Raw genomic sequence first — 20,656 nt, 5'->3', positions numbered from 1 at the left:
AAGCCGATGCCTGCCTTCGCCTCCCCGGGATCGCGTGCTACCTGCCCGCGCATGAGCCAGCTCCCGACCCGCGCAGAGATCCTCCAGTGGATCGAGGACAACCCCGCCAAGGCCACGAAGCGCGACATCGCCCGCGCCTTCGGCGTCAAGGGCGCGGCCCGGATCGACCTCAAGGCCATGATCCGCGAGCTGCAGGACGACGGCCTCATGGAGTCCCGCAAGAGGACCCGCCGCGATCCCGACACCCTGCCCCCGGTGGCGGTGCTCAAGGTGGTCGAGGTGGACCGGGACGGCGACCTCTTCCTCGCGCCGCACGAATGGCGGGGGGAGGCACCGGAGCCGCGCATCCTGCTCCAATCCGACGGCGAGCCCCTCGGCGTCGGCGACCGCGCCCTCGTCCGCACCACGGAGGCGGAGGCCGACGACCACACCCACACCGGACGGCTGATCCGCCGCCTCCAAGCGGGGCCGAAGCGCCTCCTCGGCATCTTCCGGGCGTCCTCCGACGGCGGGCGCCTCGTGCCCGTCGGCAAGAAGGAGAGCCGCGAGTGGCGCATCCCGGCGGGCGCGACCCACGGCGCCCGCGACGGTGAGCTGGTCGAGGCCGAGCAGCGCGGCGCCGCGGGCCGCATGGGCCTGCCGAAGGCCGAGGTGGTGGAGCGTCTGGGCGATCCCGGCGCCGCGCGCTCCGTCTCACTCATCGCGATCCACGAGCACGGGCTGCGCGACGCCTTCCCCGACGAGGTGATCGAGCAGGCCGAGGCGGCGGAGCCCGTCACCGAGCTGGGCGACCGGGAGGACCTGCGCGACCTGCCGCTGATCACCATCGACCCGGCGGACGCGCGCGACCACGACGACGCGGTCTATGCCCACCCCGACGACGACCCGAAGAACGAAGGCGGCCACGTGGTCTGGGTCGCCATCGCGGACGTCGCCCATTACGTCACCCCCGGCTCGCCGCTGGACCGGGAGGCGCGCGAGCGCGGCAACTCCACCTACTTCCCCGACCGGGTGGTGCCGATGCTGCCCGACGCGCTGTCGGGCGACCTCTGCTCGCTGCACGAAGGGGTCGAGCGGCCCTGCATCGCCGTCCGCATGGTGATCGGCGCGGACGGCGAGAAGCGGTCCCACCGCTTCGTGCGCGGCCTGATGAAGTCACCCGCCGCGCTGGTCTACGAGGAGGTGCAGGCCGCCCAGGACGGCGACGTCACCGACCGGACCGCGCCGTTCCGGCAGGTCATCGCCGACCTCTACGCCGCCTACGCCGCGCTGCGCGCCGCCCGCGAGCGGCGCGAGCCGCTGGACCTCGACCTGCCCGAGCGGCGGATCGAGCTGGACGAGGACGGCACGGTCACCTCCGTCGCCTTCAAGGACCGCCTCGACGCCCACCGCCTGATCGAGGATTGCATGATCCTCGCCAACGTGGCCGCCGCCGAGGCGCTGCACGCGGCGCGCACCCCGCTGCTCTACCGCGTCCACGAGGAGCCGGACCCGGACCGCCTCGACGCCCTGCGCGAGACGGCGGAGGCATCGGGCTTCTCGCTGCCGAAGGGGCAGGTGACGCGCACGTCCTCGCTCAACCGCCTGCTGCGGCAGGCGCGCGAGACGGACCTGTCGGACCTCGTGTCGCTCGCCACGCTGCGCTCGATGCAGCAGGCCTACTACGCGCCCGGCAACCTCGGGCATTTCGGCCTCGCGCTGCGCTCCTACGCCCACTTCACCTCGCCCATCCGCCGCTACGCCGACCTCGTCGTGCACCGCGCGCTGATCACCGCGCACGGGTGGGGGGACGACGGGCTGTCGGCGTGGGACGTCGAGCACCTCGACGCCACCGCCAAGGCCATCTCCGAGGCCGAGCGCCGCTCCATGGTGGCCGAACGCGACACCAACGACCGCTACCTCGCCGCCTTCCTCGCCGACCGCGTGGGCACCGACCTCGAAGGACGGATCTCCGGCGTGCAGGCCTTCGGCGCCTTCGTGAAGCTCGACGAGACCGGCGCGGACGGGCTCGTGCCCGTCCGCTCCATGGGCGCCGAGTACTTCCGCTACGACCGCGAGGCGGAGACCCTCACCGGGGCCGACACCGGCCAGACGATCGGGCTGGGCCAGCGCGTCCTCGTGCGGCTGGTGGAGGCGGAGCCGCTGACCGGTGGCCTGATCCTCGAGTTGCTGGAGGTGCAGGGCGAGCCCCTCCACCGCGCCAAGGCCTCGTCTTCGAAGTCCCTGCGCGGCGGCCCCCGCAAGGGCAAGCGCCGCAAGGCCCCGCCCCGGCGGGGCCGCTAGGCGCGGACGGGCGCACCGCCGTATCGGCGCGCCGGCCGCGCCCCCTTCCGCCGCCTCCGCGACGGGCGTAGCGTCGCCCCCGAGGAGGCACCCAGACCATGCCCGACACCGTTCTCCCGAACTCGTGGGACGCCCGCGCCAAGGCGACCAGCTTCTTCGGCTTCACCGACCTGCCCACCATCGACGCGCGCGGCACCGTGATCCTCGAGCGCGGCGAGGGCAGCCACGTGATCGACGTGGACGGCAACCGCTACCTCGACGCCAACTCGGGCCTGTGGAACATGGTCGCGGGCTTCGACCACCCTGCCTTGGCCGAGGCCGCCAAGCGGCAATACGACCGCCTGCCCGGCTACCACGCCTTCTTCGGCCGCATGGCCGACTCGGCCGTCGAGCTGTCCGAGAAGCTCGCCGCCATCTCCCCCTTTGATACGGCCAAGACCTTCTACACCAACAGCGGGTCCGAGGCGAACGACACCATGGTCAAGATGCTGTGGTTCCTCCACGGCGCCGAGGGCCATCCCGCCAAGCGCACCATCCTCACGCGCGGCAACGCCTATCACGGCGTCACCGCCGTCTCCGCCTCCATGACCGGAAAGCCCTACAACTCGGTGTTCGGCCTGCCGCTGCCGGGCTTCATCCACCTCACCTGCCCGCATTACTGGCGCGAGGGCCGCGAGGGCGAGAGCGAGGCGCAGTTCACCGCCCGCTTGGCCCACGAGCTGGAGCAGGTCATCGCCCGCGAGGGCGCCCACACCATCGCCGGCTTCTTCGCCGAGCCCGTTCAGGGCGCGGGCGGCGTCATCCCGCCGTCCGAGGGCTACTTCGACGCCATCCTCCCCATCCTCCGCCACCACGGCATCCCCGTCATCTCCGACGAGGTCATCACCGGGCTGGGCCGCACGGGCGAGACGTGGGGCTGCCAGACCTACGGCTTCACGCCAGACGCCATCATCTCCTCCAAGGCGCTGACGGCGGGCTACTTCCCGATGGGCGCCGTGATCCTCGGCCCCGAACTGGCCGACCGCCTCGAGCGCGCCACCCGGACCATCGACGAGTTCCCCCACGGCTTCACCGCCTCGGGCCACCCCGTCGGCTGCGCCATCGCCGCCAAGGCCATCGAGGTCGTGGTCGAGGGCGGCCTCATCGACCGCGTCCGCCACCTCACGCCCCTGTTCGAGAAGGGCCTCCGGGACCTCGCCGCCCACCCCATGATCGGCGAATGGCGGGGCAAGGGCCTCATGGGCGCACTGGAGGCCGTGATGGACCGCGACACCCGCGCCCCCTGGCCCGGCCACCTCTCCGTCTCCGAGCGCATCGCCAACGCCTGCACCGACCGGGGCCTCATCTGCCGCCCCCTCGGCCAGAGCATCGTCCTCTGCCCCCCCTTCGTCATCACGGAGTCGGAGATGGCGTGGATGTTCGACCGCATGCGCGAGGCCGTCGATTCCGTCCACGCGGAGGTGCGCCCCCTCGTCTGACGCGCTACGATCCCTCCGATCAGATCGGAGATGTTCCATGCGCGCCACGTCCGCCCTCGCCCTCCTCCTCGCCACCACCGCAGGCGCATCCGCGCAGGACGCCCCGGCCTGCGGGGGCCTCGGCGCCGAGGGCGCGTGGATCGGCGGCGGCGCGGACGCGTCCGACGTCGCCACCGCCCAAGCGCCGCTGACCCTCGACGTCACCGTGCCCGTCGCGGGCCGCGCCGTCGCGCTCCTGCGGCTGTCGGAGCCCGCCGGGATCCGCGTCGAGGCCGCGAGCGCCGACGGCGACCCCTACCTCGCGCTCTACGACGCCGAGGGGGCCGAGGTGGCGGCGGACGACGACTCCGCCGGGAACCTCGACGCCCGCGCCGAGGCCGACCTGCCTGCCGGGGACTACTGCCTCGTGGCGCGCTCCTACGCCGCCGCGCCGCTCGCCGTGACGCTGGCGGCGGGCACCGTGGACCAGCCCCCCCTCGCCCCCGCGCGGGACGACGCGGCGGACGCCGCCGTCGCGGACGCTGCCGCCGACGTCGCCGACAGCGCGCCGGACGGCACCGACTACGCGGCGGGATGCGCCGCCGGCGCCCCGCGCCTGCCCTTCGGCGAGTCCCCCGTCGACGCCGCGGCCCTCGCCACCGGCCTCGAGATCCCCACCACCGTGGCGACCGGCCCCGTGTTCGGCTTCACCCTGTCCGAATCCGTCCCGCTCACCGCGACCGCCCGCTCCGAGGCGGGCGACCCCGTGCTCGGGCTGTACCGCGCCGACGGCACGCTGATCGCCGAGAACGACGACTTCGACGGCCTCAACAGCCGCGTTGACACGCCCGACGCCCTCCCCGCCGGGGACTACTGCCTCGCGCTGCGCGACCTCAACGGCGACACGAACCCCATCGCGGTGGGGCTGACGCGCTTCGATCCGGCTGCCGACCGCCTCCGCCGCATCGGCGAGGCCGAGTTCCCGCCCCTCCCCTCCGACGCCGTCGAGATCGAGGATCTCGGCCCGCTCGACTCCGAGCTGCTGACCGAGGTGCGGTCCGCCTCCACCGCCGAATGGCTCGCCTTCGACGTGCCCGCCGGCGGCGTCCTCATCGTCGAGGCGGTGGCGGGCCGCGACGGGCTGGACCCGGCCGTCCGGCTGTTCGACCGGCTGGGGCGGCTCGTGGCCGAGAACGACGACCGCCCCGACGGCGGCCTCGACAGCTTGCTCGTCACCCGCATCCTGCCGGGGCGCTACACGATGGCGGTCCGCCTCGTGGGCGACGGGGCGACCGGGCCGGTCCGCGTCCTGTTCGAGCGCTACGTCCCCGCGAGATGAGCGCGGCGGGCCTCGGCCTGCGCGAGGGCACCCTCGCCCTCGCGGCGCCCGATCCCCGCTGGGCGGCGGCCTTCGCCGCGCTGGCGGACCGCCTCCGCCCGGCGCTGCCGCCGACGACGGCGATCCACCACATAGGCAGCACCGCCGTCCCCGGCCTCACCGCCAAGCCCATCCTCGACGCGGTGATCGTGTCGCCCGACCGCCCCGCCGCCTCCGCCGCGCTGGAGGGCGCGGGCTTCCCCTACAGCCACGACCGCTCCGGCTGGCTCCACGTCGGGCGGGCGGCGGGCGCGCGCACCCACAACCTGCACCTCCACCTCCCCGACGACCCCGAATGGCCCCTGCAGATCGCCTTCCGCGACCGCCTCCGCGCCGATCCCGCGCTCCGCGACGCCTACGCCGCCGAGAAGGCCCGCATCGTCGCCGCCGGCACCCCGCGCGGGGGCTACGCCGAGGCCAAGTCGGCCTTCATCCGCGCCGCGCTCGCCTGACGCGCGCCCGCGCCGCGCGCCGTCAGCCCTTGTTCATTTTCGACAGCACCGCCTGCATGTCGGCCAGCTGCTTGCGGATCGCGTCCAGTTCCTCGCGCGATTCCTCGCCCGAGGGCTCGGCCGGGGCCTCCGGCTGCGGCGCCGCGGCGCCCCATCCGGGCAGCCCGCCCGTCATCGCCTCGAAGAACGCGCGCTGGCTGTCCTGCATCGCCTTTACCCCGGGCATCTGGGCCATCGGGTTGATCGCGGTCAGGTTCTCCATCATCTTCGACTGCCCCGAGCGCAGCATCTCGAACGACGCCTGCAGGAACTCCGGCACCACCGACTGCGCCGCGCCCGTGTAGGACCGCACGAGGTCGGTCAGCACGCCCAAGGGCAGCACCGACTCGCCCCGGCTCTCGTGCTCCGAGATGATCTGCAGCAGGTAGGAACGGGTCAGGTCGTCGCCCGACTTGAGGTCCACGATCCGCACGTCCCGCCCCGCGCGGATGAAGGCCGCGATGTCGTCGAGCGTGACGTAGTCCGACGTCTCGGTGTTGTAGAGGCGGCGGCTGGCGTAGCGCTTGATGAGCAGCTCCTGCCCGTCCCCTGCCCCCCCGGCGGTCTTCGATGCGGCCACGGTGCCCTCCCAAGCTCTTGCTGCGGTGCAGCTTACAGGGGGAGCGCGGAAAGGGAACCGCGAAGCGTCACGTCGCGGGCTCGACCCCCTCGAGGGCCTGGATGCGCTCCTCGTGGTCGTGATGGCTGGCGTAGAGCATCCGGACCATGTGGGTCAGCGCGTGCAGACTGGTCGTCGTGTCGGATTGGAACTCCCGCATCTCCGCGCGGAACGAGTCCATCTCCCGCCGGAACTCGCGGTTCTCCTCCCGCATCTCGCGCAGCAGATGGATCGTCTGGCTTTCCACGTTCTCGCTCATCCCGAATGTCTCCGTCGACGCATCCTACCACATGGGGCGCCCTCCGCCGAACCCAATACCGGGGCGCGGTTAACGGACCCTCACCAGCGCACGAGAAAGGGCGGCGCCTCGCGGCACCGCCCCCAACTCTCCGGTCCGCCCCGAGGGGCGTCCGATCAGGCCGCCTTGGCGGTCTTCTTCGCGGCGGTCGACGCCTGCGCGGTGGCCTTCTGCATCACCTCGGTGGCGTCGGACTGCACCTCGCGGCCGGCGGCCAGCATCAGCTCGACGGTCTCCATCTGGACCTTCTTGGCGACCTCGGCGAAGGCCGACATGTTCTCGGCCGACACCTCGGCGGCGGAGGACGCGAAGTCCGTCATCGCCTTGGCGTAGTCGGCGGCGTCGTCCTTGACGGTCGCGACGGGGGCCATCTTGGCGAGGGTCTCGCGGGTCCACTTGTGCTGGATCTCGGCCGAGCGCTCGGCGGCGTCCAGCGCCACGCGCGACATGCGCTCGGCGAACAGGGCCTGCGTCTTGAACGCGTCGGTCATGGCGGCGGTGTCCACGGGGAACATGCCCATCATGTCGGTCATCGTCTTGGTGAAGTCGGTCGGGGTGGCCATGGGGCTCTCCTTGGGTTCGTGTTTCGCGGCACCGGATCGCTGGAGGGTCGTTCCCGACCCGGCGTTCTGCGGATGCGAAGGAGATACATGCTGCAGTGCGGCATGTCAAGCCGGATGCTGCACTGCAGCATAGCCCCCGCCTTTGCGGAAACGCTAACCTTTCGGTAGCACGTAGGTGCCCGGCGCGGGGCAGATCGGCGGGTGCGCCTTCGATCCCGGCTCGCGCGCCGGGACCATCTTACCCGACCGCTCCGCAAGCCATGCCGACCAGCGCGGCCACCACGATCCCTCGTGGAAGGTCGCCGCCTCGAACCAGTCCTCCGGCGCCCCCTCGACGCGCCCGTCGCGGGTGTAGTGGCCGTACTTCTTCTTGGACGGCGGGTTCACGATCCCCGCGATGTGCCCCGATTCCGACAGCACGAAGGTCTTGTCCTCCGACCCCATCGCCTTGACCGTCTCGAAGGCCCCGCGCCAGTGGGCGATGTGGTCCGTCTCGCAGGCGATCGACATCAGCGGCACGTCCACGTCGCCCAGAGTCACCGTCTCCCCGCAGAGCGCCCAGCCCCCGTCGGCCAGCCGGTTCTCGACGCACAGTTCGCGCAGGTAGCGCGACACCATCGGGCCGGGCAGGTTCGTGCCGTCCCCGTTCCAGTGCAGCAGGTCGAAGGCCGGGGGCGCCTCGCCCATCATGTAGGCCTTCACCGCCGGCCCGTAGACGAGGTCGCGGGCGCGCAGGTAGCTGAACGTCCGGCCCATGAAGAACTTGTCGAGGAAGCCCTTCTGCGCCGCCTCGCGCTCGATCCCCTGCACGAAGTCCTCGCCGAGGAAGACGCCCATCTCGCCGGGGTCCGAGAAGTCGGCCAGCGTCGTGAAGAACGTGGCCGAGCGCACCCGGTCGTCGCCCCGCTTCGCCAGCAACGCCAAGGTCGCCGACAGGGTCGTGCCCGCGATGCAGTAGCCCACCGCGTTGACCTGCCCTTCGCCCGTGATCTCGCGGGCGACGTCCATCGCCTGCAGGAACCCCTCCTGGACGTAGTCGTCCATGCCGACGTCCGCGTAGGTCTCGTCCGGGTTCACCCATGACACCACGAAGAGCGTGTAGCCCTGCTCGACGATCCACCGGACGAGGGAGTTCTGCGGCTTGAGGTCGAGGATGTAGAACTTGTTGATCCACGGCGGGAAAAGCACGATCGGCGTGGCCCGCACCTCGTCCGTGCGCGGCGCGTACTGGATCACCTCGATCATGCGGTTGCGGAACACGACCTCGCCCGGCGTCGTGGCGAGGTTCTCGCCCAACTCGAACGCGTCCGGATCCGACAGGGTGACCAGCCAGTCGCCTTGGTTCGCCTCGATGTCGCGCACGAGGTTCTCCAGCCCCGTCACCAGCGACGCGCCCTCGGTCTCCACGGCTCGGCGCATCGCCTCGGGGTTGGTGGCGAGGAAGTTGGTCGGCGAGAACAGGTCCACGATCTGCTGGCTGAAGAACTGCACCCGCCGCGCCTCGGACGCGTCGAGGCCGGACAGGTCGGCCACCGCGTCCCGCACCGCCTCGGCCCCGATCTCGTACTGGCGGCGCAGATGGGCGTAGTAGGGGTGCTCGCTCCAGAGCGGATCCTTGAACCGCTTGTCCTTCGACGGCGCGACCTCCGGGTCGCGCGCGCCCAGCATCGCCTGCTGGGCGTCGAACGCCTCGCGCAGCGCGCGGCCCCAGTAGCCGACCTGCCGCTCGATCATCTTGCCGGGGTTGGCGGCCATCTCGGCCCAGTAGGCGGCCATCGCGCGGGCGTAGAGGTCCGCCCCCGGCCCCTGCAGCCCCGGATCGTGCGCCTCGCGTCGTCCGAGCGCGGCCACCAGCCGCTTGGTCAGCTCGTCCACGCGCGACAGGTTGGCGTTAAGCCGCTCAAGCGCGGCCCCGTCCGTGGGGTCGGCGCTCCGGTCACGCCCTTCTCCCGTCGTCGTGTCCTTGGCCGCCATTCCCTTGCCTTCCCCCCATCGTGCTGCACATGCTCGGTCGAACGGGACCGGATGCCGCACCTGCTCGGTCACCCCATCTTAACGCGCGGAGCCGCGAATCGCTCCGCGACGGAGGGTATCATGCGCTTCATGGCCGCCTACGACTTCATGGAAACCACGCGCAACACCTACGCGTGGCTGGGCGCCTCCGCGCGCACGTGGGGCACCTACCCCGCCTTCGCGCTCGCGCCGCACCCGGCGTTCCGGATGATGGCCGCGTGGGGCGAGGTGACGGAACGCGCCTTCCAGCGCATGGTCGTCAAGCCCGACTGGAACATCCCGCCGCTGGCCGCCGAGGACGGGACCGAATCGCTCGTGGGCACCGAGGTCGAGGTGGCGCGCCCCTTCGGCGACCTCGTCCGCTTCACCGTCGCGGGCCGCGCGCCGATGGCGCGGCGCATCCTGATCGTCGCGCCGATGTCCGGCCACTACGCCACGCTGTGCCGCTCGACCGTGGCCTCGCTGCTGCCCGACGCGGACGTGTGGGTCACCGACTGGCACAACGCCCGCGACATCCCGGTCAGCGCGGGCAAGTTCGACGTGGAGGACTACACCCTCTACCTCGCCGACTTCATGCGCCACCTCGGCCCCGACACCAACGTCATCGCCATCTGCCAGCCCGCGCCGCTGACCTTGGCCGCGACCGCGCTGCTCGCCCAGCGGGAGCCCGCGGCCCAGCCCCGCACGCTCACGCTGATTGGCGGGCCGATCGACCCCGACGCGGCGGCCACCGAGGTCACCGACTTCGGGCGCCGCGTCACCATGGGCCAGCTGGAGCAGTCCATGATCCAGCGCGTCGGCTTCCAGCACGCGGGCGCGGGCCGCAAGGTCTATCCCGGCCTGCTGCAGCTCGCGTCCTTCGTCTCGATGAACGCCGAGACGCATGGCCAAGCCTTCTGGGACCAGATCAACCGCGTGGCGCGCGGCGAGGCGTCGGACCACGACAAGCACAACCGCTTCTACGACGAGTACCTCGCGGTCATGGACATGACGGCGGAGTTCTACCTCTCGACCGTCGAGCGCATCTTCAAGGGGCTGGAGATCGCGCGGAACCGCTTCGCCGTCGCGGGCGAGGCGGTGGACATCGGCGCGATCACCACCGTGGCGGTCAAGACCGTCGAGGGCGGCAAGGACGACATCTCCGCGCCGGGGCAGTGCGTCGCCGCGCTCGACCTGCTGACCGGGCTGCCGGACGCCAAGAAGGCCTCGCATCTCGAGCCGGAGGCGGGCCACTACGGCATCTTCGCGGGCGGCGCGTGGCGGCGGAACATCCGGCCCCTCGTGCTGGACTTCATCGACGCGAACGCGGGCGGGCCCAAGCCCAAGCGGCGCAGCCGGATGGCGCGCGCGACCGCCGCCTCGGTGGCGGCGACGCAGCCCGCCAACGACCTGCCGGTCTGATCACGACGGGAGCGCATCGCAGGGCCGTGGCGCGGCGACCCGACCTCGGTGCGGCGCGCTTTATCCCTCACCCCCGTGAGACGCCCGACCGTCGCAGAACTTCGGACCAATCGCCGGGCCGGGGGGCGGCCCGGCGAGGCGCGGCTCGGCTGCGCCTCGCGTACCGCGCGGGCGCCCCGCTCGACCGCGCCCGATCCAAGGGATGACGCCCCCACCCCGCCCCGCTAACCTCCCTCCGACCCGAACGGAGGACCGGCCCATGGGCACCCTCGGCTTCAAGTGCCGCTGCGGCGAACTGGCGGGCGAACTCCGCCCCGTCGAGCCGCGCGACTACACCCACGTGGTCTGCCACTGCGCGGACTGCCGGTCGCACTACACCCATCTCGGCCTCGCCGACCCGGAGAAGGTCGGGATCGTCCAGACCAGCCAAGACCGCGTCCACATCACGAAGGGCGGCGAGAACCTCCGCGTGTTCCGCCTATCGCCCAAGGGCGCGCTGCGCTGGTACGCCACCTGCTGCGACACGCCGCTCTTCTACACCCCTGCCGCGTCGCCGCGCATGACCCATGTGGGCGTGATGACGGATGCCGTGACCGAGTCCGTCAAGCCCGTCGAGGTGCGCGGCTACGTCCCGGCGGGCGACGGCAAGGTCACGCACGAGGGCGTGGCCCGCATGGGCCGCGCGATGCTGGGCCGGATGGCGGCGGCGAACCTGTCAGGCCGGTGGCGCGACAGCCCGTTCTTCGAGGACGGCGCGCCCGCCGTGCCGCCGCAGGTCCTCACCCGGGAGGAGCGGGCCGCCGCCCTCATGGGCGTGCGCGCTTAAGGCGGCGGCGGCAGCGTCACGGGCTGCGGGTCGTCGGCGTCCCGGATCACCCCGTCCCACACCGGGGCCGCGGGCGCGGGCCGGGTCGCGCCGATGGGCGTCGGCGTCGGGGCCTGCGCGACCGAGGGCGACGCGCCGAAGGGCGTGACGGGGCGCCCGTCCTCGCCGACCTGCGGCCCGGGCTGCGGCGGCTCGCAGGCGGCCAGGAGGACCGCCGCCGCGAGGCCCGCCGCGCGCAGCGCGCCCCTCACGACGAGGGGGGCAGCAGGATCACGGGATCGGGCTCCGGCTCCGGCGGCGGGGCGGGCTGGAAGCAGGCCGCCAGCAGGGCGACGGGCAGCAGGACGGCGATCAGGCGGGGCATGGCGGTCTCCGAGGTGGTCTCGCCCCCCGGATATGACCCCCGCCCCCCCGGGGTAAAGCCCGCTCGGCCCCGATGCGGGCACGCGGGGCGCGCGGGCGGGGCCCCGCCCCCTCAGCCGGGACGGTAGCGCAGGGGGCCGCCCAGCTCCCGCGACAGCACCAGCTCGCCCGGCGTCAGCGACAGCACCCGGTAGCAGAGGGCGCCGTCCGCGCCGACGGTGAAGGATCCGCTGTCGGCGAGGGCCGGCGCGCGGGCGTCGCAGTCGGACACGAAGCGCAGCGGCTCGACCGAGTCGGTCAGCCCGTCGGTCTGCGTCCCGAAGGTGTGGCCGTCGACGCTCCGGTCGATCGTGATCGCCCGCGCGGGGTCGTCGATGCTGACCCACCGCCGCTGCAGCGCGGTGCCCACCGCGTCGGCCCCGGCGATGCCCCCCGCGATGCCGGGGGCGGGCCCGCCCGCGGCGGCGGGCGCGGGCGCGGGCGTCTCGACGGCGGGCGCGCAGGCGGCCAGCGCGGCGGTCAGCAGCAGGGGGCGGATCATCGGCATCTCCTCGGGCGATGCCCCGGTGCTGGCCCATCCCCGCCCCCCGCGCAAGCGGGGCGCGGAGCCGCCCCCAGCGACCGATGCCCGGATCGGGAGGACCGCCCGCCCGCGCCACGATCCCGCCGACGCGCCGCCTCACACCGGCAGCGCCGTCTCCGCCTTGATCTCCTCCATCGACAGCAGCGCGGTCACGTTGAACACGCGCACCTCCGCGATCAGGGCCTGGTAGAACGCGTCGTAGGCCCGCGCGTCCGCAACGCGCACCTTGAGGATGTAGTCGATCTCCCCCGCCAGCCGGTGCGCCTCCTGCACCTCGGGGCGCGCGCGCAGGGCGGCGAGGAAGCGGTTCTGCCACTCGGCCTCGTGCTCGCTGGTGCGGATCAGCACGAAGAAGCAGGCGTCCAGCCCGATGGCCTGCGGGTCCACGATCACCGTGTCCGGCCCGATCACCCCGCCGTCGCGCATCTTGCGGATGCGATTCCACACCGGCGTCTTCGACGAGCCCACGATCCGGGCGATCTCGTCGAGCGAGCGGCCCGCGTCCACCTGCATCTCCCGGAGGATCTTCCGGTCGAGCTCGTCGAGCCGGACGCCCCTTCCCCCTTTCGTCGCCATTCGGACCACCTTCCCATCCCGGAGCGAAAATCTCGCGTTACGTCCCTGTTACCGGCCTCGGGGTGGCCCGGCAACGGAACGGTGTCCTATCTCTGGGTAACGCACCGGAGGCCCCGCCATGGATCATTTCCCCGTCTTCCTCGCCCTCTCCGGCCGCCGCGTCCTCGTGGCGGGCGGCGGCGACGCGGCGGTGGCCAAGCTGCGGCTGCTGCTCAAGACGACGGCGCGGATCACCGTGGCCGCCGAGGCGGTCGACCCGCTCATCGAGGGCTGGGCCGCCGAGGGCCGCGTCACGCTGCTGCGCCGCTTCCCCGAGCCGGGCGACGCGCTCTGCTGCCCCATCGCCTACGCCGCCCACGAGGACGATGCGCTCGACGCGGCGGCGCTGCGCGTGATGACCGCCGACGGCGCGCTGGTGAACGTCGTCGACGACCTCGCCCGCTCGCAGTTCATCACCCCCGCCATCGTGGACCGCGACCCCGTGACCATCGCCATCGGCACGGAGGGCACCGCCCCGGTCCTCGCGCGGATGCTCAAGAAGGACCTCGAGGAGCGCCTCTCCCCCGCGCTCGGCCTGCTGGCCCGCATCGGCGCGCGCCTCCGCCCCGCCGCCGAGGCGCTGCCGAAGGGCGCGCCCCGCCGCCGCTTCTGGTCCGACTGGTTCGAGGAGGTCGGCCCCCGCGAGGCGACCGAGGCGGCGCTGGAGGCCCTGCTCGACGACCACCTCGCTGCCGATTCCCGCCCCGGCCACGTGGACCTCGTGGGCGCGGGCCCGGGCGACCCGGACCTGCTCACGCTGGCCGCGCGCAAGGCGCTGCACGAGGCGGACGTGGTGATCCACGACGCGCTCGTCCCCCAAGCCATCCTCGAACTGGCCCGCCGCGAGGCCACCATCCTCGCCGCCGGCAAGCGCGGCTTCGGCGCGTCCACCCCGCAGGCCGAGATCGACGCGCTGCTGGTGGAGCACGCCGCGAAGGGCGCCCACGTCGTCCGGCTCAAGTCCGGCGACCCGACCGTGTTCGGACGGCTGGACGAGGAGATCGCGGCGCTCGACGCCGCCGCGATCTCGTGGCGCGTCGTCCCCGGCATCACCGCCGCCTCCGCCGCCACCGCCGCGCTCGGCCAGAGCCAGACCAAGCGGGGCCGCAACGGCTCCGTCCGCCTCGTCACCGCGCACGACATGGCGGGCTTCGCGGACCAGGACTGGCGCGGCCTCGCCGCCCCCGGCGCGGTGGCCGCCATCTACATGGGCAAGCGCGCCGCGCGCTGGCTGCAGGGCCGCCTGATGATGCACGGCGCGGACCCCGCGACGCCGGTGAGCGTGGTCGAGAACGCCTCCCAGCCCGGCCAGCGCATCGTCGCCGCGACCCTCGCCACCCTGCCCGACGCCGTGCGCGGCGTGGACGGCCCGGCCGTCCTGATGCTCGGCCTCGCGCCGAGAGGGGCGGAGGCCGCGTCCCCCGCCCCTCATCTTGGCGGAAATACCTCGGGGGAGGCCGAAGGCCGGGGGCAGAGCCCCCTCCCCCTCGAAGCATCGGAGGCCTGACCCATGCCGCGCCCCTTCACCCCCAAGGTCGTGACCGCCAACCTCCTGCGCGAGGGCGACGTCGTCTGGCTGACCGCCGACGACCGCTGGACGCTCGACATGGCCGAGGCCGAGTTGATCGAGGACGAGGCCCACGCGGCCGTCCGCCTGCTCGACGCGCATCAGCCCCTCGTGGTCGTGGGCGAGTACCTCGCCGACGCCACGCGCGGGCCGGGCGGCCCCGAGCCGACCCACTTCCGGGAGCGGTTCCGCACGACCGGCCCCACCAACCGTGATCACGGCAAGCATGCCGGGCAGCGTCCCGGACCGGAGGCCTAGGCCATGTACCAGTACGACGACTTCGACACCGCCTTCCTCGCGGAGCGCAACGCCCAGTTCCGCGCCCAGGTGGAGCGGCGCCTCGACGGCTCGCTCACGGAGGACGAGTTCAAGCCGCTGCGCCTGATGAACGGCGTCTACCTGCAGCTGCACGCCTACATGCTGCGCGTCGCCATCCCCTACGGCACGCTGTCGTCGGACCAGATGCGCGCGCTCGCCCACCTCGCGCGGACCTACGACAAGGGCTACGGCCACTTCACCACGCGCCAGAACATCCAGTTCAACTGGCCCAAGCTGGTCGACATCCCCGACATGCTCGACCACCTCGGGACCGTCGGCCTGCACGCCATCCAGACGAGCGGGAACACGATCCGCAACGTGACCGCCGACCATTTCGCGGGCGCCGCTGCCGACGAGATCGCCGACCCCCGCCCCGTGGCCGAGCTGCTGCGCCAGTGGTCCACGGACCACCCGGAGTTCCAGTTCCTGCCCCGCAAGTTCAAGATCGCCGTCACCGGCTCGCCCAACGACCGCGCGGTGACCAAGGCCCACGACATCGGGTTGCGGATGACCCTGCGCGACGGCCGGCCCGGCTTCGAGGTGATGGTCGGCGGCGGCCTCGGGCGGACGCCGATGATCGGCAAGACGATCCGCGAGTTCCTGCCCGTGGCGGACCTGCTGCCCTACTGCGAGGCGATCGTGTCGGTCTACAACCGGCTCGGGCGGCGCGACAACAAGTACAAGGCGCGCATCAAGATCACCGTGCACGAGACCGGGCTGGAGGAGTTCTCCCGCCTCGTCGAGGCCCGGTTCGCCGAACTGCGCCCCCTCTTCGGCGGCGCGGACCAGGATGTGCTGGCCCGCATCGAGGGCATGTTCGCCGACCCCGCCTTCCGCGACGGCGGCGCCGCCCCGTCCGGCCCGCCCGCGTTCCGGTCGTGGGTCGACACGAACACCGTGGCCCACAAGCGCGCCGACCACGCCATCGTCACCGTCTCGCTCAAGGCCCACGGCGCGACGCCGGGCGACGCCTCCGCCGACCAGATGGACCTGCTGGCCGACCTCGCCGACGCCCACGCCTACGGCGAGCTGCGCATCAGCCACGAGCAGAACGTCATCCTCCCCCACGTCCCGCAGGACGCGCTGCCCGCCGTCTACGACGCCCTGCGCGACGCGGGGCTGGGCACGGCCAATGTCGGGCTGGCCTCCGACATCATCGCCTGCCCCGGCATGGACTACTGCGCGCTGGCCACGGCGCGCAGCATCCCGGTCGCGCAGGGCCTCGCGACGCGGCTGGACGAGCTGAAGCTGGAGCACGAGGTCGGGGCGCTGAAGATCAAGATCTCCGGCTGCATCAACGCCTGCGGCCACCACCACGTGGGCCATATCGGCATCCTCGGCCTCGACCGCGCGGGGGTGGAGAACTACCAGATCACCTTGGGCGGCGACGGCACCGAGACCGCAGCCATCGGCGAGCGGACCGGTCCCGGCTTCGCCTACGATCAGGTCGTTCCCGCCGTCGAACGCATCATCCTCGCCTATCTCGCCCTCCGCGCAGGGCCGCAGGAGACGTTCCTCGATGCCTATCGCCGCCTCGGCATGGCACCGTTCAAGGCGGCGCTCTACCAGACGGAGGAAGCCGATGCCGCTTGACCTCTCCACCCTCCGCGCGCGTCAGGCGGCGGACCTGAACGCCGCCCACGCGGGCTCGGACGCCGAGACCGTCCTCCGCGCCGCCTTGGCCGAGGGCGACGTCGCCCTGACCTCCTCGTTCGGCGCGGACTCGGTCGTGCTGCTGCACATGCTGTCCCGCGTCGCGCCGGCGACGCCCGTGCTGTTCCTCGAGACCGGGATGCTCTTCCCCGAGACGCTGGCCTACCAGCGCGGCGTGGCCGAGCGGCTGGGCCTCGCGGACGTCCGCACCGTCCGCCCCGACCCCGAGGACCTGTTCCTCCACGACCCGGAGGGCGACCTCCACGGGCGCGACCCCGACCTCTGCTGCACGCTGCGCAAGGTCCGTCCCTTGGAGCGCGCCCTCGCCGGGTTCGACGGCTGGATCACCGGGCGCAAGCGGGTGCAGGGCGGCGCGCGCGCCGACCTGCCGGTGTTCGAGGCCGAGGGCCAGCACCTCAAGGTGAACCCGCTCGCCACGTGGTCCGGCGCCGACCTCGCCGCCTACATGGACGCCCACGACCTGCCCCGGCACCCGCTGGTGGAGCGGGGCTACCCGTCGATCGGCTGCGCGCCCTGCACCGCCAAGGTCGCGCCGGGCGAGGATCCCCGCGCCGGGCGCTGGCGGGGCCGCGAGAAGACCGAGTGCGGCATCCACTTCGCCGGGGGCGTCGCCGTGCGCCCCGACGGCACGATCGCGAACGGAGGCCGCTGATGCCCATCATCCGTGACGACGGTTTCCACGCCGACGACCTGACCGCGACCTTCGTCCCCTCGGACGAGATGCCCGCCAACGGCCCGCTCGCCGTCGACGTGGCCCCCGACGCCGACCTCGCGCCGCTCATGGACCGCTTGGGCGACGTCACCGCGATCCGCGTCGCCTTCCCCTCCTTCGCGGACGGGCGCGGCTTCACCATCGCGTCGCAACTGCGCCGCGCCGGCTACGCGGGCCGCCTGCGCGCGGCGGGCCACGTCATCGCCGACCAGTACGCGATGGCCCGGCGCGCCGGCTTCGACGAGGTGGAGATCGGCGACGACCTCGCCGCCCGCCAGCCCGAGGCCCAGTGGCGCGCCCGCGCCGACTGGCGGGCGCATTCGTATCAGATGCGGCTCCGGGCCTGACAAACTACGTGGGCTTTCGCCCACCCTACGGGCCGACGCGTAGGGTGGGCGAAAGCCCACGTCTTCCGGCGGGGTTCACCCCGCCGCGCCCCCGACATAGAGGACGCGGGACCCGCCCGCGACGAACGTGATGAACCAGATGACCGCCGCCCCCGCCGTCCCGACCCTGCCCGACGCCCAGACCGTCACGTCCGTCACCCACTGGACCGATCGGCTCTTCTCCTTCCGCTGCACCCGCCCCGCCAGCTTGCGCTTCCGCTCGGGCGAGTTCGTGATGATCGGCCTCATGGGCGACCCCGATCCCAAGACCGGGCGGAGCAAGCCGCTGCTGCGCGCCTACTCCATCGCGTCCCCCTCGTGGGACGACGAGCTGGAGTTCTACTCGATCAAGGTCGAGGACGGCCCGCTCACCTCCCGCCTGCAGCACATCCGGCCGGGCGACGAGATCATCCTGCGCCCCAAGCCCGTCGGCACCCTCGTGCACGACGCCCTCCTGCCCGGCGAGCGGCTGTGGTTCTTCGCCACCGGCACGGGCTTCGCCCCCTTCGCCTCGCTGCTGCGCGATCCTGAGACCTACGAGCGGTTCGAGCGCGTCATCGTCACCCACACCGTCCGCGACGTGGCCGAGCTGGAGTATGGCCGCCAGCTCATCGAGTCGCTCCGCACCGACGAGATGATGCTGGAGCTCCTGGGCGAGGAGAACCTCGCCAAGCTGACCTACTACCCGACCACCACCCGCGAGGCGTCGCCCAAGATGGGGCGCATCACGACGTTGTTGGAATCGGGCGAGGCGCTGCGCGACCTCGGCGTCGAGTCCATCCGCCCCGAGACCGACCGCGCCATGGTCTGCGGCTCGATGGGCCTGAACACCGACATTAAGGCGATCCTCGAGGGGTTCGGCTTGGAGGAGGGCGCGAACTCCGACCCGAAGCACTACGTGGTCGAGAAGGCGTTCGTCGGCTAGGCCCGGTGCCCGCCGCAGGCGGGCACGGCTCGATCCGGTAGATTGAGTCGAGGGCCGATGCCGCGCGCTCTCGCGCGCGGTCCGACGGGTCCCCCCATCCCCTCATCCCCGGGCCCGACGCGGGGACCTCCATCCACCGGGATCCCCGGGTCGGGCCTGAGGATGACGGGCTCGGGTCCTAGCGCATGCGCATCGCTAGCCCGGCCGCGCCTCGCGCACCGCGTGCGCGCACGGCCCGAACCTTGCCTTCCGCCCCGAGCGCCGCACCTGCACCGCAATGACCCCGACCCCCGCCCCCACCCTCGTCCTCCTCCACGGCGGCGGCACGGACCACCGCTGCTGGGCGCCGCTGCTGCCGCACCTGCCCCGGCGCCTCCGTGTGCTGACCCCCGACATGCCCGGCCACGGCGACCGTCCCGCGCCGCGCCGCTCCACGGCGGAATGCGTGGCCGAGACCCTCGCGCCCGAGTTGCGCGACGCCGTGGGCGGCGCCCCCTTCGCCCTGCTCGGCCACTCCTTCGGCGGCATGGTGGCGATGGTCCTCGCCGCCGGCCCCCTGCCGCCCGCGCGGCTGATCCTCGCCGACACCTTCTCCAAGCCCGCCGACACGCCGGTGAACTGGCTCCGCATCGTCGCGATGGGCGCGGGCGCCGCCGCCGTGGGCCACGAGCGGGCCACGCGCGTCGTGCTGCGGGACTGGGACATCGGCACCGAGGGCGCCGACGCGCAGGTCCGCGCCTCCATGCTGCACGAGCACGCGATGACGCTGCCGCGCCTGATGCGCGCCGTGCGCCGCTTCGACGGGCGGCCCTACCTGCCGCGGATCGCCTGCCCCACCCTCTGCCTCATGGCGGGCGGCAACCCCGCCACCGACGGCGCGGGCGAGCGGATGGCCCGCCGCCTGCCCGACGCCCGGGTCGAGGTGATGCCGCGGGCGGGCCACATGCAGATGCGCGACGACCCCGTGGGCATGGCCGCCGCCATCGCCCGCTTCCTCGACGGCTGGCCCGCCGCGCGCTAGGCCCCGCCCCATGCCGATCACCCCCGCCCTGCCCGTCCTGCACGACCAGCCCTTCGACGAGGTCATCGACGTCCGCGCCCCGTCCGAGTTCGCCGAGGACCACGTCCCCGGCGCGATCTCCCTGCCCGTGCTCTCGGACGCCGAGCGCGCGACCGTCGGCACCATCTACGTCCGCGAGGACCGCTTCCGCGCGCGCAAGATCGGCGCGGCCCTCGTCGCCCGCAACGCCGCCGCGCATCTCGAAGGCCCGCTCGCCGACCGCACCGGCGGATGGCGCCCCCTCGTCTATTGCTGGCGCGGGGGCCAGCGCTCGGGCTCGTTCACCACGATCCTGAGCCAAGTCGGCTGGCGCGCCGACACGGTGGCGGGCGGCTACAAGGCCTACCGCGCACAGGTGAAGGCCTTGCTCTACGACGCGGCCCTGCCCCACCGCCTCGTGCTGATCGACGGGGGCACGGGCACCGCCAAGACCCACCTGCTCCACCACCTCGCGGCGGCGGGCGCGCAGACGATCGACCTCGAGGGCATCGCCGTCCACCGCGGCTCCAACTTCGGGTCGTGGCCCGGCGAGCCGCAGCCCTCGCAGAAGTGGTTCGAGAGCCAGCTCGCCGACGCCCTCGTCCGCGCCGACCCCGCGCGGCCCCTCTTCCTCGAGGCCGAGTCCACCGCCATCGGGCGCATCCGCCTGCCGCCCTCGCTCTGGGCCGCGATGGGCACGGCGGAGGTCGTACGCCTCGACGCCCCGGCCCATGCCCGCGCCGCCCATCTCGTGCGCGCCTACCCGGACCTCTCCGACCCCACACTCCTGTGCGAGCGGATCGATTCCCTGCGCCCCTACAACCCCCGCGACCGGATCGAGGCATGGCACGCCATGGCCGCCGAGGGCCGCCTCGAGCCCCTCGCCGCCGCCCTGATCGAGCACCACTACGACCCCCGCTACCGCGACCACGGCGGCGCACGGCGGGAGGTGCTGCGGCTGCGGCTGGAGGACCTGTCGGACGGCGCGCTCGCGGGCGCGGCGGAGCGGATCGTCAACGAAATATAGCGCGCGGGAGCGCATCGCAGGGCCGTGGCGCGGCGATCCACCCGTCCGCTGCGCACTTTATCCCTCACTCCCGCACGACGTCCCCGTGTCTCGCCCACGATCGACCAATCGCCGGGCC

21 protein-coding genes are annotated in these 20,656 nt (G+C 73.1%); 14 read left to right on the top strand and 7 right to left on the bottom strand.

All coding sequences use genetic code 11. The annotated features are described in order from the left end of the window. The first annotated feature begins 51 nt into the window (after positions 1–51). From rnr to JQC91_RS15825, 4 genes are all read left to right on the top strand, one after another. Complete coding sequence (rnr, locus tag JQC91_RS15840) at positions 52–2,283, top strand: ribonuclease R (protein ID WP_203288305.1); 2,232 nt, start codon at positions 52–54, stop codon at positions 2,281–2,283. 98 nt (positions 2,284–2,381) lie between these two features. Further along, entirely contained in the window at positions 2,382–3,761 is a 1,380-nt protein-coding gene (locus tag JQC91_RS15835; protein WP_203288303.1) for an aminotransferase, read from the top strand. A 37-nt stretch (positions 3,762–3,798) separates the two neighbouring features. Then, a complete protein-coding gene (locus JQC91_RS15830) occupies positions 3,799–5,079 on the top strand; it encodes a hypothetical protein (RefSeq protein ID WP_203288301.1) in 1,281 nt (426 codons plus the stop codon). Beyond that, positions 5,076–5,570 (top strand): GrpB family protein, encoded by a 495-nt coding sequence (locus tag JQC91_RS15825; protein ID WP_203288299.1) that lies wholly within the window; start codon positions 5,076–5,078, stop codon positions 5,568–5,570. The genes JQC91_RS15830 and JQC91_RS15825 overlap by 4 nt, the downstream gene beginning before the upstream one ends. A gap of 22 nt (positions 5,571–5,592) precedes the next feature. Here JQC91_RS15825 and phaR read toward each other — a convergent pair whose 3' ends face one another. The 4 genes from phaR to phaC form a co-directional block, all read right to left on the bottom strand. Continuing rightward, a complete protein-coding gene (phaR, locus tag JQC91_RS15820) occupies positions 5,593–6,189 on the bottom strand; it encodes a polyhydroxyalkanoate synthesis repressor PhaR (RefSeq protein WP_343069996.1) in 597 nt (198 codons plus the stop codon). Between the two features lie 67 nt (positions 6,190–6,256). After that, positions 6,257–6,487, bottom strand: a complete 231-nt coding sequence (locus tag JQC91_RS15815; protein ID WP_203288297.1) for a hypothetical protein — start codon at positions 6,485–6,487, stop codon at positions 6,257–6,259. A 155-nt stretch (positions 6,488–6,642) separates the two neighbouring features. Beyond that, positions 6,643–7,089, bottom strand: coding sequence for a Phasin (locus JQC91_RS15810; RefSeq protein ID WP_203288295.1), 447 nt, complete (start codon positions 7,087–7,089; stop codon positions 6,643–6,645). A 153-nt stretch (positions 7,090–7,242) separates the two neighbouring features. After that, a complete protein-coding gene (phaC, locus tag JQC91_RS15805; protein ID WP_203288293.1) occupies positions 7,243–9,063 on the bottom strand; it encodes a class I poly(R)-hydroxyalkanoic acid synthase in 1,821 nt (606 codons plus the stop codon). 120 nt (positions 9,064–9,183) lie between these two features. On the opposite strand from phaC, the gene phaZ reads away from it, so the two are divergent. Continuing rightward, complete coding sequence (gene phaZ, locus JQC91_RS15800; RefSeq protein WP_203288291.1) at positions 9,184–10,503, top strand: polyhydroxyalkanoate depolymerase; 1,320 nt, start codon at positions 9,184–9,186, stop codon at positions 10,501–10,503. A 259-nt stretch (positions 10,504–10,762) separates the two neighbouring features. Beyond that, on the top strand, positions 10,763–11,329 hold the full coding sequence (locus tag JQC91_RS15795; RefSeq protein WP_203288288.1) for a DUF6151 family protein: 567 nt from the start codon (positions 10,763–10,765) through the stop codon (positions 11,327–11,329). Here JQC91_RS15795 and JQC91_RS15790 read toward each other — a convergent pair. The 3 genes from JQC91_RS15790 to JQC91_RS15780 all read right to left on the bottom strand — a co-directional run bounded on the left by JQC91_RS15790 (position 11,326) and on the right by JQC91_RS15780 (position 12,851). Then, positions 11,326–11,580 (bottom strand): hypothetical protein, encoded by a 255-nt coding sequence (locus JQC91_RS15790; protein WP_203288286.1) that lies wholly within the window; start codon positions 11,578–11,580, stop codon positions 11,326–11,328. The two genes, JQC91_RS15795 and JQC91_RS15790, sit on opposite strands and share 4 nt — an antisense overlap. Positions 11,581–11,804: 224 nt before the next feature. Continuing rightward, complete coding sequence (locus JQC91_RS15785) at positions 11,805–12,233, bottom strand: hypothetical protein (RefSeq protein ID WP_203288284.1); 429 nt, start codon at positions 12,231–12,233, stop codon at positions 11,805–11,807. 138 nt (positions 12,234–12,371) lie between these two features. Beyond that, the gene (locus JQC91_RS15780) at positions 12,372–12,851 is read right to left on the bottom strand and encodes an Lrp/AsnC family transcriptional regulator (RefSeq protein WP_203288282.1); all 480 of its coding nucleotides are present in this window, start codon (positions 12,849–12,851) and stop codon (positions 12,372–12,374) included. Positions 12,852–12,969: 118 nt separating this feature from the next. Between JQC91_RS15780 and cysG the strand changes: the two genes are divergently transcribed. From cysG to mnmH, 8 genes are all read left to right on the top strand, one after another. Continuing rightward, positions 12,970–14,397 (top strand): siroheme synthase CysG, encoded by a 1,428-nt coding sequence (gene cysG / locus JQC91_RS15775; RefSeq protein WP_203288280.1) that lies wholly within the window; start codon positions 12,970–12,972, stop codon positions 14,395–14,397. Between the two features lie 3 nt (positions 14,398–14,400). Then, a complete protein-coding gene (locus JQC91_RS15770; RefSeq protein ID WP_203288278.1) occupies positions 14,401–14,715 on the top strand; it encodes a DUF2849 domain-containing protein in 315 nt (104 codons plus the stop codon). A 3-nt stretch (positions 14,716–14,718) separates the two neighbouring features. Beyond that, positions 14,719–16,368 carry a nitrite/sulfite reductase gene (locus JQC91_RS15765; RefSeq protein ID WP_203288276.1) on the top strand — a complete coding sequence of 550 codons (1,650 nt, stop codon included), beginning with the start codon at positions 14,719–14,721 and terminating at the stop codon, positions 16,366–16,368. Further along, the gene (locus tag JQC91_RS15760) at positions 16,358–17,101 is read left to right on the top strand and encodes a phosphoadenylyl-sulfate reductase (protein WP_203288274.1); all 744 of its coding nucleotides are present in this window, start codon (positions 16,358–16,360) and stop codon (positions 17,099–17,101) included. Before JQC91_RS15765 ends, JQC91_RS15760 begins: the two co-directional genes overlap by 11 nt. Continuing rightward, the gene (locus JQC91_RS15755; protein WP_238941617.1) at positions 17,098–17,508 is read left to right on the top strand and encodes a DUF934 domain-containing protein; all 411 of its coding nucleotides are present in this window, start codon (positions 17,098–17,100) and stop codon (positions 17,506–17,508) included. The genes JQC91_RS15760 and JQC91_RS15755 overlap by 4 nt, the downstream gene beginning before the upstream one ends. Positions 17,509–17,638: 130 nt before the next feature. Then, positions 17,639–18,472 carry a ferredoxin--NADP reductase gene (locus JQC91_RS15750; RefSeq protein WP_238941582.1) on the top strand — a complete coding sequence of 278 codons (834 nt, stop codon included), beginning with the start codon at positions 17,639–17,641 and terminating at the stop codon, positions 18,470–18,472. A gap of 277 nt (positions 18,473–18,749) precedes the next feature. Then, on the top strand, positions 18,750–19,493 hold the full coding sequence (locus JQC91_RS15745) for an alpha/beta hydrolase (RefSeq protein WP_203288270.1): 744 nt from the start codon (positions 18,750–18,752) through the stop codon (positions 19,491–19,493). Positions 19,494–19,503: 10 nt separating this feature from the next. Then, positions 19,504–20,538 (top strand): tRNA 2-selenouridine(34) synthase MnmH, encoded by a 1,035-nt coding sequence (mnmH, locus tag JQC91_RS15740; protein WP_203288268.1) that lies wholly within the window; start codon positions 19,504–19,506, stop codon positions 20,536–20,538. The last annotated feature ends 118 nt before the right edge of the window (positions 20,539–20,656 follow it).

Origin of the sequence: Jannaschia sp. Os4 (assembly GCF_016820245.1) — a bacterium.
Lineage (GTDB): Bacteria > Pseudomonadota > Alphaproteobacteria > Rhodobacterales > Rhodobacteraceae > Jannaschia.
Note: the sequence above shows the minus strand (reverse complement) of the source record. Positions and strands in the feature narration are given on the sequence as shown.

Coding starts and splice junctions, on each gene's coding strand:
- rnr (WP_203288305.1), top strand. CDS start 52: ATGAGCCAGCTCCCGACCCGCGCAGAGATCCTCCAGTGGATCGAGGAC.
- JQC91_RS15835 (WP_203288303.1), top strand. CDS start 2,382: ATGCCCGACACCGTTCTCCCGAACTCGTGGGACGCCCGCGCCAAGGCG.
- JQC91_RS15830 (WP_203288301.1), top strand. CDS start 3,799: ATGCGCGCCACGTCCGCCCTCGCCCTCCTCCTCGCCACCACCGCAGGC.
- JQC91_RS15825 (WP_203288299.1), top strand. CDS start 5,076: ATGAGCGCGGCGGGCCTCGGCCTGCGCGAGGGCACCCTCGCCCTCGCG.
- JQC91_RS15815 (WP_203288297.1), bottom strand. CDS start 6,487: ATGAGCGAGAACGTGGAAAGCCAGACGATCCATCTGCTGCGCGAGATG.
- JQC91_RS15810 (WP_203288295.1), bottom strand. CDS start 7,089: ATGGCCACCCCGACCGACTTCACCAAGACGATGACCGACATGATGGGC.
- phaC (WP_203288293.1), bottom strand. CDS start 9,063: ATGGCGGCCAAGGACACGACGACGGGAGAAGGGCGTGACCGGAGCGCC.
- phaZ (WP_203288291.1), top strand. CDS start 9,184: ATGCGCTTCATGGCCGCCTACGACTTCATGGAAACCACGCGCAACACC.
- JQC91_RS15795 (WP_203288288.1), top strand. CDS start 10,763: ATGGGCACCCTCGGCTTCAAGTGCCGCTGCGGCGAACTGGCGGGCGAA.
- JQC91_RS15785 (WP_203288284.1), bottom strand. CDS start 12,233: ATGATCCGCCCCCTGCTGCTGACCGCCGCGCTGGCCGCCTGCGCGCCC.
- JQC91_RS15780 (WP_203288282.1), bottom strand. CDS start 12,851: ATGGCGACGAAAGGGGGAAGGGGCGTCCGGCTCGACGAGCTCGACCGG.
- cysG (WP_203288280.1), top strand. CDS start 12,970: ATGGATCATTTCCCCGTCTTCCTCGCCCTCTCCGGCCGCCGCGTCCTC.
- JQC91_RS15770 (WP_203288278.1), top strand. CDS start 14,401: ATGCCGCGCCCCTTCACCCCCAAGGTCGTGACCGCCAACCTCCTGCGC.
- JQC91_RS15765 (WP_203288276.1), top strand. CDS start 14,719: ATGTACCAGTACGACGACTTCGACACCGCCTTCCTCGCGGAGCGCAAC.
- JQC91_RS15760 (WP_203288274.1), top strand. CDS start 16,358: ATGCCGCTTGACCTCTCCACCCTCCGCGCGCGTCAGGCGGCGGACCTG.
- JQC91_RS15750 (WP_238941582.1), top strand. CDS start 17,639: ATGAACCAGATGACCGCCGCCCCCGCCGTCCCGACCCTGCCCGACGCC.
- JQC91_RS15745 (WP_203288270.1), top strand. CDS start 18,750: ATGACCCCGACCCCCGCCCCCACCCTCGTCCTCCTCCACGGCGGCGGC.
- mnmH (WP_203288268.1), top strand. CDS start 19,504: ATGCCGATCACCCCCGCCCTGCCCGTCCTGCACGACCAGCCCTTCGAC.